This is a genomic window from Herbaspirillum sp. (assembly GCF_017744395.1).
In the GTDB taxonomy this organism is placed as follows: Bacteria; Pseudomonadota; Gammaproteobacteria; order Burkholderiales; family Burkholderiaceae_D; genus Herbaspirillum.
In genome coordinates this window covers 220,206-237,697 of record NZ_JAGIBI010000007.1, presented here as the reverse complement: position 1 = coordinate 237,697, position 17,492 = coordinate 220,206, and the positions used below count along the sequence as shown (strand labels likewise).

The following is a 17,492-nucleotide window of genomic DNA, read 5'->3' as shown; positions in this document are numbered from 1 at the left end:
TCGGCGCCGGGATGATGACCGGTGATGTCGATCCCCGTTCCGTGCATGGCGCCGCCATGCTGTTCGCATGCAACAGATACGCTACAAAGAACGGCATGGACCGCCGGCAGGCTCGCCACAATTCGGCGCCGAATCGCATTATTTCCCCTCCACACAAATTGAATCAGGATCGCGACAGTCTATTGAGCACTCCCCCTGGTTTCTTTAAGAAAAATCTGGAAATCGCCTTGGTCCGGCATTCCCTGGACAGGCATAAAAAAAGCGGCGCATACGCGCCGCTCTTGCCACTGGCCCAACACCTTCCTGCTTATGCCGCCATCGCCATGCCGCGCGAACGGCCGGAACTCAGGTAGCTGGCGATAGAGTCCTGGGTGACCTCCCCGAGATAGCTGCCGTCGTTGTCGATCACCGGCATCCAGCTGGTGCTGTGCTTGTACATCTTGGACAGCACCACGCGCAGGTTTTCATCCGGCGCGGCATTCATGGTGAACGGGCGCACCTTCCCGGCCACCGCGCCGGCGTTGCCGCGCACATCGCGGCGGGTCAGGTAGCCGACGGCGCGGTTGTCGCTGTCGGTGATGGTCAGGTAACGGGCATCCTCGTCGTCCATCAATGACAGCGCCTGGTCGCAGGACACATCCGGCCGGGCAGTCTGCGGCGTGGTGGCGGCCTCGCCGGCGCGCACCAGCAGCAAACGCTTCAGGGTATGGTCCTGGCCGACGAAGGCGCCGACGAACTCGTCCTTGGGGCGTGCCAGCAAGGCGTCCGGGTGGTCGAACTGCACCAGCTTGCCGGCGCGGAAGATCGCCACCTGGTCGCCCAGCTTGATCGCCTCGTCGATGTCGTGGCTGACCATGATCACGGTCTTGTTCAACTGGCGCTGCATCTGGAAGAACTCGTTCTGGATCGATTCGCGGTTGATCGGGTCGACCGCGCCGAACGGCTCGTCCATCAGCAACACCGGGGCATCGGCCGCCAGCGCGCGGATCACGCCGATGCGCTGTTGCTGGCCGCCGGACAGTTCGCGCGGATAGCGCTTGAGGAATTTCACCGGGTCCAGCGCCACCATCGCCATCAGTTCGGCGGCGCGTTCACGGCAACGCTTCTTGTCCCAACCCAACAGGCGCGGGACGATGGTGATGTTTTCCTCGATGGTCATGTTGGGGAACAGGCCGATCTGCTGGATCACGTAGCCGATATGGCGGCGCAGGCTGACTTCGTCGATGCCGGCGGTGTCTTCGCCGTTGAGCAGCACGCGGCCCGAGGTCGGGCGGATCAGGCGGTTGATCATCTTCAGGGTGGTGGTCTTGCCGCAGCCGGACGGGCCAAGGAAGACGCAGATCTCGCCCTCGGCAACCTTGAGGCTGACGGAATCCACCGCCTTGACCTGGGTACCGTCCTTCTGGGTGTAGGTTTTGCTCAGTTGGTTCAGTTCGATCATTTTTGCAGTCCTTTCGGCGTCAAGATTGTCTGCAGACGTTGCAGCAGGAAGTCGGCGATGATCGCCAGCACGCTGATCATCACGGCGCCGACTACGAGTTTTTGCATATTGCTCTGGCTGATGGCGTGCAGGATCAGCACGCCCAGGCCACCGGCGCCGATGATGGCGGCGATCGCCATCACGCCGATATTCATCACCACGGCGGTGCGCACGCCGCCCAGGATCACCGGCACCGCCAGCGGCAGGTCGACCATGCGCAGCCGCTGCCAGAAGGTCATGCCGATGCCGATGCCGGCTTCCTTGATGCCGGATTCGATGTTGTCCAGCGCGAGATAGGTGTTACGCATGATGGGCAGCAGCGAATACAGGAACACCGCGGTGATCGCCGGCAAGGGGCCGATGCCTTCGCCGAATTTGGAGAAGACCGGGATCATCAGGCCGAACAGCGCGATCGACGGCACCGTCAGCACCACCGTGGCCAGGCTCATCAGCGGCCCCGCCAGCCAGCGCAGGCGCACGATCAGGATGCCCAGCGGCACGCCGATGGCGATCGCCAGGCTGACCGCGATGCCCACCAGTTTCAGGTGCTGCAATGTGAGTTCGAGGATGGCGCGCCAATCCGATTGGAGGTATTGAATGATGTCCATGCGCCCTCCCTCAGATCAGGCCTTGCTGTTTCAGGAAGTCGGCGGCGACCTTGCCCACCGGTTCCTGGTCGATGTCCACGCGCTTGTTGAGCTCGGTCATCTTCGCGGTATCGATGCTGGCGGCCAGCGCATTGAGCTGTTCGGCCAGTTGCGGATTCCGGTCCAGGATTTCCTGGCGCACCACCGGCGTGGCCTTGTAGGCGGCGAAGTAGCCCTTGTCGTCATCCAGCAGCTTCAGGTCGAAGCCCTTGATGCGGCCGTCCGACGCATAGGTCAGGCCGGCGAACAACTGCTCGTTCTTCAGCGCCGTGTAGACCAGGCCCGGATCCATCTGCTTGACCGCGCCGCGCTCCAGCTTGAAGCCATACAACTCCTGCATCGGGCCCAGGCCGTCCGGACGCGAGGCGAATTCGTAGTCCACGCCCACCAGGCGCTGCGTCTTGCCGCCTTCCTTCTCATCGGCGTTGATGCGGTCGGCCAGGTCCTGCAGCGTATTGATGCCGTATTCGTCGGTGACCTTTTGCGGCATGGCGAAGGCGTAGGTATTGTTCAGTGCCGATTCGTTCAGCCAGGCCAGGCCGCGCGGGGCGTCCAGTTCCTTGACCTTGTCGTAGATCTGCTCGGGGTCGAGCTTGTCTTCGATATGGTTGTAGACGATCAGCGCGGTGCCGGTGTAGTCCCAGACGATGTCCAGTTGGCCGCTTTCCAGCGCCGAACGCATCAGCGTGGTGCCCAGGCCGTTCTTGAGCTGGATGTCATAGCCCTTGGCGCGCAGGTATTGCGCGGTCATGTCCGACAGGATCAGTTGCTCGGTGAAATTCTTGCCGCCGATGACCAGGCTCTGCGCCTGCACCTTGGCGGCGCCGAACATGGCCAATGCCATGGCCAGCGCGCATGCGATGTATTTGATTTTCATGGATGTCCTCCCTGGTTATTAGGCGCGCAAGCCGCGGCGGGCAAGGTAGATGCCGGACAACGTCGTCACCATGGCATCCAGCACCAGCGCCAGCAGCGCGGTAGCGGCAGCTCCCAACAGCAGTTGGCCTTGATTGTTCAGATAGATGCCGGGAAAGATCAGGCCGCCCAGGCTTTCGCCGCCGATCAGCATCGACAGCGGCGCGGTGCCGACATTGATCGCCAGCGCGGTGCGCACGCCGCCGACGATGATCGGCAAGGCATTGGGCAGCTCGACGCGCAACAGGATCTGGTGCGGCTTCATGCCGATGCCGCGCGCCGCTTCCTTGAGCGAGCCCGGCACGTTCTTCAGGCCCTCATAGGTGTTGCGCACGATAGGCAGCAGCGATGCCAGCCACAGCGCCAGGATGGCCGGCCGGTTGCCGATGCCGAAGAAGGCCAGCGCCAGCGCCAGCACGGCGATCGACGGAATGGTGTTGCCGATGTTGAAGACCTGGATGAAGGCTTCGGCGCTGCGTTGCGCCGCCGGCCGCGACAGCGCGATGCCGGCCGGGATGCCGGCGGCCAGCGCCAGCGCCATGGAACAGAACACCAGCTCCAGGTGCTTGCCGGTGTAGTAGGCCAGGTCGCCCCGGTACTTGTGGATGACATCGGGGCCAATCCACCAGACCAGGCCTGCGATGGCCAGCGCAAATGCAACGGCGCCGGCGAAGACGTGACGAACACGTGTCATGTTACCCCCTTGGTATGGCCGGCACGACATGACGCCGCGACGACGGGTTTTTGAACTGAGTTTTGATTGGTCCGCTGCCCTGGTGGGCGAATCGTTTGGATACGAACCGAAAGCTGCAGGGCAGCGATGGAACCGAAGAAGGCTTCGGCGATGATGCTTACCGGACAGGAGGATTGCCGCAGGGGCGATCCGCAAACCAGCCGGAAAATTTGATAACCCGCAAACGGGTTGGGAACTGCCTGGAGTCGTTGTTGAACAAATGATGTCGCGAAGACAAACGTCAGTTTAACGTAATTCCTTAATGAAGTCCAGAAATGTAAAAATTTGAATTCATAACTTGGCGATCTTAAGAGATAAAATTAGTTCCCACCGACAAGCAAAAAGATAGCAAAGAGACATCCCTGCCAATCCTCCTCGCCCGCCGCAATCCCTTTACCTGCGCCACCTTCGCCCGGCTTCGCGGCCTTCGCAGCGCAATAAAAAAATCGCCGGCTTCGTTTCCGAAACCGGCGATTCCTGCTTTCTTTAACCCGCTATGAATCTGGCAATAGCGCCGCGCTCAACTCACTTCAGCGCGCCGAACACCTTGCCGATGATCGCGCTGCCGGCTCCCACCGGATCCTGGCGGATGGCTTTTTCCTCTTCCCCGATCATCAGGAACAGACCATCCAGCGCGCGCTGCGTCACATAGCCTTCGACCGTGCTCTGGTCGCCCGACACCAGGCCGGTCTTGGCGACCTGCCCCATGGTGGCGTTATAGCGGGCGGACAGGCCGTTCTTGTCGGTGATGTTCTTGACGATGGGCAGGAATTTGGTGGCCAGTTCGCCGGAGGTCTTCTGGCGGAAGAAATCGGTCACCGAGGTGTCGCCGCCGGACAGGATGTTCTTGGCGTCGGACACCGACATCGACTTCACGGCATTGACCAGCAGCGGCTTGGCCAACGGCACCGCGGCCTCGGCGGCGTGGTTCATGTCCACCACCAGGTCGTCCACCTTCTGTCCCTGGCCGGTCATGCGGATCAGCGGCATGGCCTGCTCCAGCGCGCTGGGCAGCTTGATCTTGACCTTGTCGTTGTTGAGGAAGCCGTTTTGCTGGCCCAGCTTGGAGACGGCCACGGTGGCGCCCTTCTCCAGCGCCGCCTTGAGGCCGCTGGTCGCATCCTGGTTGCTGATGTCGGACAGCGAAACGGCGAAAGCGGCGGTAGCCGACAACAGCGACACGGCCACGGCGGCGCGACGCAAGGTAACAGGGATCAGGGACATGATGGACTCCGGTAGGTAACGGCGTAACGGGAAGATGGATGAGGCGCCATTGCGATCATACGGCCCCGCTCCGATCCAGCCAAGGGGGCTTTACTTGCCCCGCGAAAGCTCAAGGCCGGCATTGTGCGGCAGCCTGCCGGTAATCGGCACCGAGGCGATCGAAAACAGGCCGATCACCAGGAACGCCGGCCAGAAGTCGGATTCGACGATGGTGGCGTGGCCTTGCATATGGCTCGACAGTTGCAGCACGATGCCGGCGATGGTCACGCCCAGGCCCAGCGAGAGCTGCTGGATCACGCTGGCCAGGCTGGTGACGCGGCCGGCGTCGCGGGCGTCGATGTCGGCATAGGCGATCGAATTCAGGCAGGTGAACTGCAGCGCCGGGAACACGCCGCCCATCAAGACGATCAGCGCGATCAGCAGGTACGGCGTGTTGATGCTGAAGATGCCGTAAGCCGCCAGCGCGATGCCGGCGAACACGGCATTGACCATCAGCACCGTGCGAAAACCGTAGCGGCGCAGCACCCTGGTGGCGACCAGGCGCATGAACAGCGAGCCGAACGCCGAAGCGCAGGTGATCATCCCGGCCTGGAAGGCCGTCATGCCCAGCCCCTCCTGCAACGCCAGCGGCAGCAGGAAAGGCACCGCCCCCAAACCGATGCGAAACAACGATCCGCCCACCACGCTGGCATGCAGCGTGGGGATGCGCAGCAGGCGGAAGTCCAGCAGCGGATAGTCGATCCGAGTCGAATGACGGCAATACATGGCCAGCGCGATGGCGCCGATGGCGCACATGGCGACCGGCGTGGCGCCGTCCACCAAGGGGGTGCCGAACAGCGACAGGCCCAGCATGATCAGCGCGGCGCCAACCGAGGTCAGCACGAAACCCTTCACATCCAGCGGCGCCGGATCGTCCTCGACGAAATTCTGGATAAAGCGGCCGGCCAGGTAAAGGCCGAGGAAGCAGAACGGGATGTTGATCAGGAACACCCAGCGCCAGTGGAAATAAGTCGTGATGAAACCGCCCAGCACCGGCCCCACCACCGGCCCCAGCAGCGCCGGCAGCGTCAGGTAGCTGACCGCCTTGACCAGTTCGGCCTTGCTGACCGAACGCGCGATGATGACCCGCCCCACCGGCACCATCATGGCGCCGCCGATGCCCTGCAGGAAACGCGCCGCCACGAAAGTGACCAGCGAACCCGATACCGCGCACAGGATGGAGCCGGCCATGAACACCACCATGGCCGAACGGAACACCTTGCGCGCGCCCAGCTTGTCGGCCAGCCAGCCCGAGATCGGGATGAATACGCCCAGCGCCGCGACATAAGCCGTCATGGCCAGCTTGAGGGTGACCGGATCCTGGTGGAGGTCGCGCGCGAGCGCGGGAAGCGAGGTGGCGAGAACCGTGGCGTCCATGTTTTCCATGAACAGGGCACAGCCGACGATAAGAGGGACAAGCAGCGAAGGTCGCACGATTGCAACGGATTGGCTAGTGGATGGAGCAAAAGCCAGCGGCTTCTGACAGGTCAGCAGTTTACACCAGTTGGGGTTTCCTTGCGGGAAGCCCTGCCGTACCCCTTCCTGGACAAGAGGACGGCATCGGCGCCCGGCGGTGCACTACAATACGGGCGCACTTTCCCAACTTCACACATGGAACCCGGATGAGCAACGACACCCACAGCAAAACCCTCGGCTACCTGCTCTGGATCTTCGGATTCACAGGCGCTCACCGTTTCTACTACGGCAAGCCGGTCACAGGCACCATCTGGTTCTTCACCCTCGGCCTGCTCGGCATCGGCTGGCTGGTCGACCTGTTCCTGATCCCGTCGATGGACCGTGAAGCCGACCGCCGCTTCGTCGGCGGCGACAGCAATTATTCGGTGGCCTGGCTGCTGCTGACCTTCCTCGGCATCTTCGGCGCGCACCGCATGTATATCGGCAAGTGGTTCACCGGCATCCTCTACCTGCTCACCGGCGGCCTGTTCCTGCTGGGCCTGCTGTACGACTTCTGGACGCTCAATGCGCAAATTTCCGAGCGCAACTTCGGCCGCAAGTCGCCGGCCTGAGCGCACGCAAGCGCACACATGAAAAAAGCCCGCATCCGTAAGGATGCGGGCTCCCACTCCATCACAACTTTCTTCCGCCGCCCACTCCCCCAAGAGTGCAGCAAACTCATGAGCAGGCGACGGTTGCCAGTATCCGCGGTACGCCCCGCCGGGGATATAGGAAGATTCTCAAAAATCAATCGCTGCGTTCCCGCAGCAGCACCGCGAAACGCGGCTTGCCGCTGGCATGCCGTCCCCGGTAGCGATAGGTGACGATGCTGCCCAGCGGCGGTGGCACACGCCGTTGCGCATCGCTCAGGCCGCTGCCGAGATTGAAGCGCAAGCCTTGCTCCGTCTCCACCACCAGCGCGCCGACCAGGCCCTCGTACTTGCCCTTTCCGGGCAGATAGGCCACCACCTTCGCTTCCGCATCCTCCATCGATTTGAACTTGAGCAGGTCGTCACTGCGCCCGGCCTTGTAGAGCGAGGAGCCGCGATGCAGCATCAAGCCTTCGCCGCCCTGCCGCTCCACCTCTTCCAGCCAGGCCTGCAAGGCCTGGTGGCTGGCCACCCTGCGCTGGGGCACGGCCACCACCCACGCTTGCGCAAGCTTCCTGGCCAATTCCCGCAAGGCCGCCAGCCGCGCATCGAAGACGCCCGGCGCCTGCGGCAGGTCGAACACCATGAAGCTGACGGCGCGCCATCCCGCATCGTCGGGCACCTGCCGGCGCACGATGGAGACGGTTTGTTCGAAGCGCCCGCGTCCGGCCCACAATTCGCCGTCCATCGGCTGCTCCGGCCAACCGCAGGTAAACCATCCCGGCGCCTGGATCACCTCGCCGCCGCGCGTGAGCAATCTGCGGCCGTCCCACCAGGCGCGCATGCCGTCGTATTTTTCGCTTGCCCTGAAACCGGCCAGCGGCACGCCCGCGCGATACGTATTGGCCAGCATCAGCGGCGGCTTGCCGGCCGCCTGCGCCTGCCGCGGCCATGCGCCGGGTAATGACAGCACCGGAAGCAGGCGCAACAGCGTGCGCCGGCTCCGGCTGTGTCGAGATCCAAAAATGGAATGAAGGGAATGAATGAGGGCAAAAACTCGGCGGCGGATATCCATGCGGGGGTTCCTGTAGTTTCCCGCCCGCAGGCGCGCCGCTTCGATGCGGCACGCGCGCCCCGTTCATGTTGGCATGTCGACCGGATGGTCAGGGCTCGTCGGCATCCTTCCTGGCCTGCGGCTCGCTCTTGTCTTGTTTGAAGCGAGTGACCAGCAACTGGTTGATTTTGTTTCCCTCGATATCGACTACCTCGAACTTGAAATCCGAAAAAAGCACAAAGTCGGTTTTTTTCGGGATCTTGCGCAGCATGTACATGATGAAACCCGCCAGCGTCTCGTAGCCGACCGGGTTCGGATATTCCTCGATATCCAGTTCGTTCATCACGTCGTTCAAGGGCGTGAGGCCATCCATCAGCCACGAGTTCTCGTCGCGCCGCACGATCTGCTGCTCTTCCTCAGGCATCGACAGCAAATTACCCATCAGCACGCCGGTCACGTCAGTGATGCTGATGATGCCCACCACCAGCGCATATTCGTTGACCACGATGGCCAGGTCCTCGTCCATCGCCTTCATCCGCTCCAGCACTTCCCACAGGTTCAGGCTGTCGGGAATCGACAGCGGGCTGTGCACCAGCCCTTTGTCGGCCAGCGAGAAGCGTTCGCCCTTGAGCAGGCGCTTCAACACATCCTTGCTGTCGATGTAGCCCAGCACGGCATCGATATGGCCGTCGCACACCAGGAAGCGCGAATGCGGATGGTCGATGATCTTCTGGCGGATGGTTTCCTCGCTGTCATTCAACAGGAAGTAGACGATGCTTTCCCGCGGGGTCATGGCCGAAGGCACATAACGGCTTTCCAGATCGAACACGTTTTCGATCAGGTGGTGTTCCTGCGTGAGCAGCACGCCGGCCTGGGCGCCGGCATCGACCATCGCGTGGATCTCGTTGGGCGTGATCACCTCCTGGCGCACCTGCGGCAGGCCGAACAACGTGAAGATCCACTTCGACAGGTTGTTGAAGAACCATACCAGCGGCTTGAACAGGGTTTCCAGCAGCAGCATCGGCTTGACCAGCACGACTGCCGCGCGCTCGGGCGCCACCATCGCCAGCCGCTTGGGCATCAGGTCGGCGAACAGGATGAAGAAGGCGGTCACCACCAGGAAGGACAGCGCGAAGCTGATGTTCTCCAGCCACGGCCCCTGGTAGAACCGGCTGACGATCTCGCGCATGTGCGGCGTCAGGGCCGGCTCGCCGACCACGCCGCCGAGGATGGCCACCGCGTTGAGCCCGATCTGCACCACGGTGAAGAAGTTGCCCGGCTGCGCCTGCAGCGCCAGCACCCGGTCGGCATTGGCATCGCCGTCCTTGGACATCATCTCCAGGCGGATCTTGCGGGAAGCGGCGATGGAGATCTCGGCGCAGGAGAGGAAGGCGCTGATCACCACCAGAAGCAGGATCAGCAAAAAGCTGGTGAAAATGCTCATATTGTTCTTGTCTCTTTGATTCGACGCCCCATTTTCTCGCGCAACGGGGAGAAAACGCAAATCGCGGGGGAAACAAGCCCCGCGCTGCGGATGCGCCGCCGCCGCCGGCAAGCCATCCGCACCGCCAGCGCGGCCCCGGCCTTGTAAAATACCGGCCGACATCCCCAAACAACCGATATCGCCCCAAGTCCGCCCCGCCATGGCCGCCACTCCCCTGTACAAACAGTTCGCCGACCAGCTGGCGGCCTCCATCCGTGACGGCGTGCTGCGCCCGGGCGAGCGCATCGCCTCGGTGCGCATCGCCAGCCAGCAGCACAAGCTCAGCGTGACCACCGTGGTACGGGCCTACGAACTGCTGGAAAGCCGCGGCATCATCGAAAGCCAGCCGCAGTCCGGCTACTTCGTGCGCGAGCAGGCGCCCTCAGGCGACAAGCCGCCAGCCAGGCGCAACGCGCGCGATGCGCACGACGACCATCCGGCCTACCAGCAATCCACCGAAGTCGATGTGAGCCGGCTGGTGCTGGCCACCCTGAAGACCATCCAGCAAGACGGCACCGTGCCGCTGGGTTCGCCCTACCCCAACCCGGCGCTGTTCCCCTCGCAGCGGGTAGCCCAGTATGCCGGCAAGATCATGCGCGACGCCAGCCAGTCCAGCGTGTTCGACGACCTGCCTCCGGGCCACCCCGACCTGCTGCGGCAGATCGCGCGGCGCTACCTGGAAAACGGCCTGAAGGTCGATCCCGAGGAAATCGTAGTGACGGTCGGCGCCACCGAGGCGATCAACCTGTGCCTGCAGGCGGTGGCGCGCCCCGGCGACACCATCGCGGTGGAAACGCCGACCTTCTACGCCATGCTGCACGCAATCGAGCGCCTTGGCATGCGGGCACTGGAGATTCCCACCGACCCGCAGCGCGGCATCGATGTCGGCGCACTGGAAGCGCTCATGCAAACGCAGCCGGTGGCGGCCTGCATGGTGATGCCCAACTTCCAGAACCCGCTCGGTTTCCAGATGCCCGACAGCGAGAAGGAAAAGCTGGTACGGCTGGCCGAGCGGCACCGGATGCCGCTGATCGAAAACGCCGTCTACAGCGAGCTGTACTACGGCAATGCCCACCCTTCCTCGCTCAAGAACTACGACCGCGAAGGCCTGGTACTGCATTGCTCTTCGTTCTCCAAAAGCCTGACCTCGGCCTACCGCATCGGCTGGGCCATGCCCGGCCGCTATCGCGCGCAGGTGGAAAAGCTCAAGTTCCTCAATACCCTGACCACGCCCACCGCGCCGCAACGGGCGATCGCCGAATACCTGACGCAAGGCGGCTACGAGCGCCACCTGCGCCGGGTGCGCCGCACCTTCGCGCAGCAGCGCGACCTGATGCGGCATTTCGTGCTGCGCTTCTTCCCGGAGGGCACGCAAGTGTCGAAACCGGAAGGCGGCTATGTGCTATGGGTGGAATTGCCCGGGAAGGTGGATGCGATGGAGCTGTACCGGCGCTGCCTGGCGCTGGGCATCACGGTGGCGCCGGGCCGCATCTTCGCGGCGACCAACCGCTACGGCCATTTCATCCGGCTGAACTACAGCTATCCGTGGTCGCGCGAGACCGAGCAGGCTTTGAAACTGGTGGGGAAACTGGTGCAGGAATTATCGGCCTAGGCTACTCAAATACCCGTCGCCCCGGCCTTCGTCAGGACGACGGGTCGGGCGGCGGCAACAACTGCACGCTCCCCGTGCCGTCTTCATTCAACTCGACCCGGACCACGCCCGCCTCTTCCAGCGCGGAAAGAAAACGCCGCAGCGTGCTCATGCGCAACTGCGTGCGCTTGGACAGCCGCGCCAGCGACAGCGGCGCGCCGCCGCTGCGCTCATGGTCGGCTTGCAGCTCGCCGATGATGGCGAGCACTTCCGGCGGCAAGCCGTCTTCTGCTTCCATCGGAATCAGGCCACGTCCGGCTGCAGCGCCGAGCGCGACAGCAGCACCGGAATGGATTTGGAAGTCGGCGTGCGCGCCCGGTCGGCAAAGCTCTCCAGCGGCACCAGCGGATTGGTTTCCGGGTAGTAGCTGCCGATGCAGCCGCGCGGGATATCGTATTCCACCAGCAGGAAACCGTCGGCGCGGCGCTCCACGCCATCGTCCCACACGCTCACCATGTCGACCCATTCGCCGTGCTTGAAGCCCAGCATCTTCAGGTCTTCCGGGTGGATGAAGACCACCCGGCGCTGGCCGAACACGCCGCGGTAGCGGTCGTCCATGCCATAGATGGTGGTGTTGTACTGGTCGTGCGAACGCGTGGTCATCAGCGTCATCAGCTTCTCGCCGTGGATCTTGCGGGCGCGGTGGATCGGCGTGTCCTTGGGGATGGGATGGACGATGAAGTTGGCGCGGCCGGTATCGGTCTTCCACACGCGCTCGCGCGAAGCCACGCCCAGGTGGAAGCCGCCCGGATGGGCGATGCGCTCGTTGTAGCCCTTGAAGGCGTCGTACACCTTCTCGATGGCGTCGCGGATGCGCGCGTAATCCTCGGCGTACCACAGCCAGTCGATCTTCTTGCCGTTGCTGCGCGACTTCATGGTGGCTTCGGCCATGTGGGCCACGATCGCGGTTTCCGACATCAGGTCGGGCGACGCCGGCTTGTTGATGCCGTAGGAGACGTGAACCATGCTCATCGAGTCTTCCACCGTCACGCCTTGCGGACCGGACTTCTGCATGTCGATCTCGGTGCGGCCCATGGTCGGCAGGATCAGCGCATCCTTGCCGTGCACCAGGTGGCTGCGGTTGAGCTTGGTGGTGATGTGCACGGTCAGGTTGCACGAGCGCATCGCCTCGAAGGTGCGATGGGTATCGGGCGTGGCCATGGCGAAGTTGCCGCCCAGGCCGATGAAGACCTTGGTACGGCCTTCCAGCATCGCCATCACCGAACCCACGGTGTCGTTGCCGTGGTGGCGCGGCGCCTTGAATTCGAAAACCTGTTCGAGGCGGTCGAGGAAGGCCGCGGTCGGCTTTTCGTCGATGCCCACGGTGCGGTCGCCCTGCACGTTGGAATGGCCGCGCACCGGGCACAGGCCGGCGCCGGGGCGGCCGATGTTCCCGCGCAGCATCATCATGTTCGACAGCAGCTGGATCGCGCCCACCGCATGCTTGTGCTGGGTCAGGCCCATGCCCCAGGTGGCAATGACTGCCTTGCCTTTCACGTACACCTGGGTCAGCTTTTCGATGTCCTCGCGCGATACGCCCGACTCGCCGATGATGTCGTCCCAGCTTTCGGCGCGCACGTCGGCGGCGAACGCGTCGAAGCCGGCGGTGTGCTCTTCGATGAACTTGACGTCCAGCACGCGCTCGCGCCCGGCGGCGACGGCTTCGTCATCCAGCTCGATGGTGCGCTTGATGACGCCCTTGATCAGCGCCAGGTCACCGCCCAGCTTGGGGCGGATGAACATGGAGCTGATCTGGGTGCTGCCCAGCGTCAGCATCTCGACCTTGCTTTGCGGGTCGGCGAAGCGTTCCAGGCCGCGCTCCTTCAGCGGGTTGATGGAAACGATGGCGGCGCCGCGCTTGGACGCATGGCGCAGCTCGCCCATCATGCGCGGGTGATTGGTGGCCGGGTTCTGGCCGAACAGCAGCAGCGTGTCGCACAGGTCGAAGTCGTCCAGCAGCACCGTGCCCTTGCCGATGCCGACCGTGCCCGGCAGGCCGACGCTGGTCGGTTCGTGGCACATGTTGGAACAGTCGGGGAAATTGTTGGTGCCATACTGGCGCACGAACAGCTGGAACAGGAACGCCGCTTCGTTGCTGGCGCGGCCGGAGACGTAGAAGTCGGCCATGTTCGGATCGGGCAAGGCATTGAGATGCTTGCCGATCAGCTCGAACGCATCCTGCCAGTCGATCTTGCGGTATTTGTCGGTGGCGGCGTCGTACACCATCGGATGGGTCAGGCGTCCGTGCTCTTCCAGTTCGTAGTCCGACTGTTCCATCAGCTCGGCCACGGTATGCTGCTCGAAGAACTCGGGCGTGACGCGCTTCTTGGTGGCTTCGGCGGCCACCGCCTTGACGCCGTTTTCGCAGAATTCGAAAGTGGAAGTATGTTCGCGGTCCGGCCAGGCGCATCCGGGGCAGTCGAAACCGTCAGGCTGGTTCTGCGACAGCAAGGTGCGGATGCCCTTGCCGTCTGCCACGTGTTCCTTGACCAGGTTCAGCGCCACATACTTCAGCGCGCCCCAGCCGCCTGCTGGTTGCTTGTACTGCTCGATTCTCGGTTTTGCCATAGCTCGGTGCGAACGGATTGATTGCAGAATGGCCGAGTCTAGGGCAGGCGGCGCCGCGGCTGCATGTACAGTCGCCGCCATGCCGGCAGAGTACAGTGCGCCCAGTGCGCCGGATTACCCTCCTCACTCGTCCAGCGGCAGCGCCAGGGTTTCCTTGATTTCCTCCATCACCACGTAGCTCTTGGACTGCGCCGCACCCGGCAACTGCAGCAGGATATCGCCCAGCAGCTTGCGGTATTCGGCCATGCCGCGGATGCGCGCCTTGATCAGGTAATCGAAATCGCCCGAGACCAGATGGCATTCCTGTACCTCGGGAATGCGCAGCACCTCGCGCCGGAACTGCTCGAACATGTTGCCCGACTTGTGGTTCAGCGTGATCTCGACGAACACCAGCAGGGTCGCCCCCAGCGACTCGGGATTGATGCGCGCGTAATAGCCGCTGATCACGCCGTCACGCTCCATGCGCCGCACCCGTTCGATGCAGGGCGTGACCGACAGGCCGACCTGCTCGCCCAGCTCCTTCATGGAAATGCGCCCGTCCTTCTGCAGGACGGCGAGGATGCGGTGGTCGAGCTTGTCGAGGGTGCGGATCGATTGCTGCTGGGTTCTCATGGGTTTCCTTGCTGATTTCCTGCTGATTTTCTTGTTATAGCGATTTTTACATTATTTATTACTGATTCAATCAATAAATACGCGAACAAACACTACATATTCATCAATATCATAGAGAAATATTCTAATCATCAAGCTGTTTCATAGCAGATATCTATTCAACGGGAGGGTTGTCATGCGCGTCGTCATTCTCGGAAGCGGTGTCATCGGCGTCACCAGCGCCTGGTACCTGGCCAAGGCCGGCCACGAAGTCACCGTGCTGGAACGCCAGGACGGCCCTGCGCTGGAAACCTCGTTCGGCAACGCCGGCCAGATCTCGCCCGGCTACGCCTCGCCCTGGGCCGCGCCCGGCATCCCGCTCAAGGCCATCAAGTGGATGTTCCAGGAACACGCCCCGCTGGCCATCCGCCCCGACGGCACGCTGCGCCAGCTGCGCTGGATGTGGCAGATGCTGCGCAACTGCAACGCCGCCAGCTACGCGGTCAACAAGGAACGCATGGTGCGCCTGGCCGAATACAGCCGCGACTGCTTCCGCGACCTGCGCGCCGACACCGGCATCCCCTATGAAGGCCGCCAGCAAGGCACGCTGCAACTGTTCCGCTCGCAGGAACAGCTGGATGGCGCCGCCAAGGACATCGCCGTCCTCGAAGAAGCCGGCGTGCCGTATGAACTGCTCTCCTCCGCGCAACTGGAACGCGCCGAACCGGCGCTGGCCAAGGTGCGCGGCAAGCTGGCCGGCGGCCTGCGCCTGCCCAACGACGAAACCGGCGACTGCCAACTGTTCACCACCCGCCTGGCGGCGATGGCGCAGGAACTGGGCGTGAAGTTCCGCTACGGCGTGGACATCGACGCGCTGGCCATGGCCGGCGGCAAGATCGCCGGCGTGGTGTGCGGCAAGGAACTGGTGCAGGCCGACTCCTATGTGGTGGCGCTCGGCTCCTACTCGCCGCAACTGCTGCGCGACGTGCCGGCGTTGCCGGAGATTCCGGTCTATCCGCTCAAGGGCTACTCGATCACGGTGCCGATCGTCAATGCCGCCGCCGCGCCGGTGTCGACCATCCTGGACGAGACCTACAAGATCGCCGTCACCCGCTTCGACGACCGCATCCGCGTGGGCGGCATGGCGGAAATCGTCGGCTACGACAAGACCCTGCGCGCCAAGCGCCGCGCCACGCTGGAAATGGTGGTCAACGACCTGTTCCCGGGCGCCGGCGACACCGCGCAAGCCACCTTCTGGACCGGCCTGCGCCCGATGACGCCGGACGGCACACCGGTGGTCGGCGCCACGCCGGTTTCCAACTTGTACATCAACACCGGTCACGGCACGCTGGGCTGGACCATGTCGTGCGGTTCGGGCCAACTGCTGTCGGACCTGATTTCGGGCCGTCGCCCTGCCATCGCTTCCGAAGACCTCTCGGTGGCGCGCTACATGGGCGACCAGGGCCGTAGCCACTCGCCGCGCCTGGCCGGCGCCTGAACGGCGCTGCGACAAACACCAGTCTTCTTCTGCTCCCTCGCAGAACGGTTGGCCGGAGTGCTATGCGCTCCGGCCTTTTTTCTTGCGCGCCGCCCAAAAACAACACGGCCGGGGAAAGGAAGCATCACGCTTCCCCTCACCCGGCCGTGCGGTGCACGCTGGCTTAAAAGTCAGGCCGCAGCGGGTGCAACCTCCACCTTTTGCATCTTCGGCAGGAACGCCGCCAGCAAGCCGATCAGCGGCAGGAAGGCGCACACCTGGTAGACGAAGTAGATATCGGTCAGGTCGGCCAGCTTGCCCAGCAAGGCCGCGCCGATGCCGCCCATGCCGAATGCGAAGCCGAAGAATAGCCCCGATACGGTGCCGATCTTGCCCGGCATCAGTTCTTGCGCGAACACCAGGATGGCCGAGAATGCCGAAGCCAGGATCAGGCCGATGATCACCGACAGCACGCCGGTCCAGAACAGGTTGGCATAAGGCAGTATCAGCGTGAACGGCGCCACGCCCAGGATCGATGCCCAGATCACCGCCTTGCGGCCGATGCGGTCACCGATCGGGCCGCCGGCCACGGTGCCGACCGCTACCGCGAACAGGAAGACGAACAGGTGGATCTGCGCATCCTGCACCGACAACTGGAACTTGCTGATCAGGTAGAAGGTGAAGTAGCTCGACAGGCTGGCCATGTAGAAGTACTTGGAAAAGATCAGCAGCAGCAGGATGCCTACCGCCTGCGTGACCTTGCTCTTGGGCAGCGGCACATAGGCCGGCCCCTTCTTCTTGGCCTTGCCTTTGGCCGCGCTGTGTTGGCGCGCATACCAATGGCCGATCTGGCGCAGCACGACGATCGCCACCAGCGCCGCGATCGAGAACCAGGCGATGCTGGCCTGGCCGCCTGGAATGATGATCCACGCCGCCAGCAGCGGCCCCATGGCGCTGCCGGCGTTGCCGCCTACCTGGAACAGCGACTGCGCCAAGCCATGCCGTCCGCCCGACGCCATGCGCGCCACGCGCGAGGCTTCCGGATGGAACACCGATGAGCCGGTGCCCACCAGCGCCGCCGCCAGCAGCAGCACGCCGAAGTTGGGCGCCACCGACAGCAGCAGCAGGCCGCACAGCGTCGAGCCCATGCCCACGGCCAGCGAATACGGTTTCGGGTGCTTGTCGGTGTACAGGCCGACCAGCGGCTGCAGCAGAGAAGCGGTGACCTGGAAGGTCAGCGTGATCAAACCGACCTGGGCGAAACTGAGATGGAAATTGCCCTTCAACAGCGGATAGATCGCCAGCAGCAGCGACTGGATCATGTCGTTGAGGAAGTGCGAGAAGCTGATCGCGCCGAGTACGCGGAAGCCGGTTTTCTCGGCCGGCTGCGGAGCCGATGAGGGCGGCATGGACGGCGGACTGTCCGGCACGTTGTCGAGTGCTGTCTCCATAGTCATTATTGGTGTTCCTGCAAGATGGGATGACTCCGCCGGAAAGCCGCTCAGGCTTTGGATCGGAGGGGAAGCCGCAATTTTATGCCTGTCGGCGCGACTTGTCTTTTGGCGCCCCAATTTGGGCCTGATGC

General features: G+C 63.4%; 16 protein-coding genes. 4 read left to right on the top strand and 12 right to left on the bottom strand.

Annotation, left to right across the window (positions count from 1 at the left end):
- The first annotated feature begins 11 nt into the window (after positions 1 to 11).
- Positions 12 to 353, top strand: coding sequence for a hypothetical protein (locus tag J7548_RS18135; protein WP_290977304.1), 342 nt, complete (start codon positions 12 to 14; stop codon positions 351 to 353).
- Here the strand turns inward: J7548_RS18135 and J7548_RS18130 are convergent.
- The 6 genes from J7548_RS18130 to J7548_RS18105 all read right to left on the bottom strand — a co-directional run bounded on the left by J7548_RS18130 (position 308) and on the right by J7548_RS18105 (position 6,424).
- Positions 308 to 1,441 (bottom strand): ABC transporter ATP-binding protein, encoded by a 1,134-nt coding sequence (locus J7548_RS18130; protein ID WP_290977302.1) that lies wholly within the window; start codon positions 1,439 to 1,441, stop codon positions 308 to 310. The genes J7548_RS18135 and J7548_RS18130 overlap by 46 nt on opposite strands.
- Positions 1,438 to 2,088, bottom strand: coding sequence for an ABC transporter permease (locus tag J7548_RS18125; RefSeq protein ID WP_290977298.1), 651 nt, complete (start codon positions 2,086 to 2,088; stop codon positions 1,438 to 1,440). The genes J7548_RS18130 and J7548_RS18125 overlap by 4 nt, the downstream gene beginning before the upstream one ends.
- 10 nt (positions 2,089 to 2,098) lie before the next feature.
- Positions 2,099 to 3,004 carry a glycine betaine ABC transporter substrate-binding protein gene (locus tag J7548_RS18120; protein ID WP_290977295.1) on the bottom strand — a complete coding sequence of 302 codons (906 nt, stop codon included), beginning with the start codon at positions 3,002 to 3,004 and terminating at the stop codon, positions 2,099 to 2,101.
- 18 nt (positions 3,005 to 3,022) lie between these two features.
- Positions 3,023 to 3,736: an ABC transporter permease gene (locus J7548_RS18115; protein ID WP_290977291.1), complete on the bottom strand. Its 714-nt coding sequence runs from the start codon at positions 3,734 to 3,736 to the stop codon at positions 3,023 to 3,025.
- Between the two features lie 564 nt (positions 3,737 to 4,300).
- Positions 4,301 to 4,999 (bottom strand): DUF4197 domain-containing protein, encoded by a 699-nt coding sequence (locus J7548_RS18110; protein WP_290977289.1) that lies wholly within the window; start codon positions 4,997 to 4,999, stop codon positions 4,301 to 4,303.
- A gap of 90 nt (positions 5,000 to 5,089) precedes the next feature.
- A complete protein-coding gene (locus tag J7548_RS18105) occupies positions 5,090 to 6,424 on the bottom strand; it encodes an MFS transporter (RefSeq protein ID WP_366005742.1) in 1,335 nt (444 codons plus the stop codon).
- 236 nt (positions 6,425 to 6,660) lie between these two features.
- Here J7548_RS18105 and J7548_RS18100 point away from each other — a divergent pair, with 236 nt between their 5' ends.
- Positions 6,661 to 7,065: a TM2 domain-containing protein gene (locus tag J7548_RS18100; protein WP_290977285.1), complete on the top strand. Its 405-nt coding sequence runs from the start codon at positions 6,661 to 6,663 to the stop codon at positions 7,063 to 7,065.
- Between the two features lie 175 nt (positions 7,066 to 7,240).
- Here J7548_RS18100 and J7548_RS18095 read toward each other — a convergent pair whose 3' ends face one another.
- A complete protein-coding gene (locus tag J7548_RS18095; protein ID WP_290977390.1) occupies positions 7,241 to 8,065 on the bottom strand; it encodes a DNA ligase in 825 nt (274 codons plus the stop codon).
- 181 nt (positions 8,066 to 8,246) lie between these two features.
- The gene (locus J7548_RS18090) at positions 8,247 to 9,581 is read right to left on the bottom strand and encodes a hemolysin family protein (protein WP_290977282.1); all 1,335 of its coding nucleotides are present in this window, start codon (positions 9,579 to 9,581) and stop codon (positions 8,247 to 8,249) included.
- A 199-nt stretch (positions 9,582 to 9,780) separates the two neighbouring features.
- On the opposite strand from J7548_RS18090, the gene J7548_RS18085 reads away from it, so the two are divergent.
- Positions 9,781 to 11,232 carry a PLP-dependent aminotransferase family protein gene (locus J7548_RS18085; protein ID WP_290977279.1) on the top strand — a complete coding sequence of 484 codons (1,452 nt, stop codon included), beginning with the start codon at positions 9,781 to 9,783 and terminating at the stop codon, positions 11,230 to 11,232.
- Positions 11,233 to 11,263: 31 nt separating this feature from the next.
- Here the strand turns inward: J7548_RS18085 and J7548_RS18080 are convergent, their stop codons facing one another.
- The 3 genes from J7548_RS18080 to J7548_RS18070 form a co-directional block, all read right to left on the bottom strand.
- Positions 11,264 to 11,509 carry a helix-turn-helix domain-containing protein gene (locus J7548_RS18080; RefSeq protein ID WP_290977276.1) on the bottom strand — a complete coding sequence of 82 codons (246 nt, stop codon included), beginning with the start codon at positions 11,507 to 11,509 and terminating at the stop codon, positions 11,264 to 11,266.
- Between the two features lie 5 nt (positions 11,510 to 11,514).
- Entirely contained in the window at positions 11,515 to 13,839 is a 2,325-nt protein-coding gene (locus J7548_RS18075; RefSeq protein ID WP_290977274.1) for an FdhF/YdeP family oxidoreductase, read from the bottom strand.
- Between the two features lie 123 nt (positions 13,840 to 13,962).
- The gene (locus J7548_RS18070; RefSeq protein WP_290977272.1) at positions 13,963 to 14,451 is read right to left on the bottom strand and encodes an Lrp/AsnC ligand binding domain-containing protein; all 489 of its coding nucleotides are present in this window, start codon (positions 14,449 to 14,451) and stop codon (positions 13,963 to 13,965) included.
- Between the two features lie 175 nt (positions 14,452 to 14,626).
- On the opposite strand from J7548_RS18070, the gene J7548_RS18065 reads away from it, so the two are divergent.
- Positions 14,627 to 15,928: a D-amino acid dehydrogenase gene (locus tag J7548_RS18065; RefSeq protein ID WP_290977269.1), complete on the top strand. Its 1,302-nt coding sequence runs from the start codon at positions 14,627 to 14,629 to the stop codon at positions 15,926 to 15,928.
- A gap of 170 nt (positions 15,929 to 16,098) precedes the next feature.
- Here J7548_RS18065 and J7548_RS18060 read toward each other — a convergent pair whose 3' ends face one another.
- A complete protein-coding gene (locus J7548_RS18060; RefSeq protein WP_290977388.1) occupies positions 16,099 to 17,358 on the bottom strand; it encodes an MFS transporter in 1,260 nt (419 codons plus the stop codon).
- Positions 17,359 to 17,492: the final 134 nt, after the last annotated feature.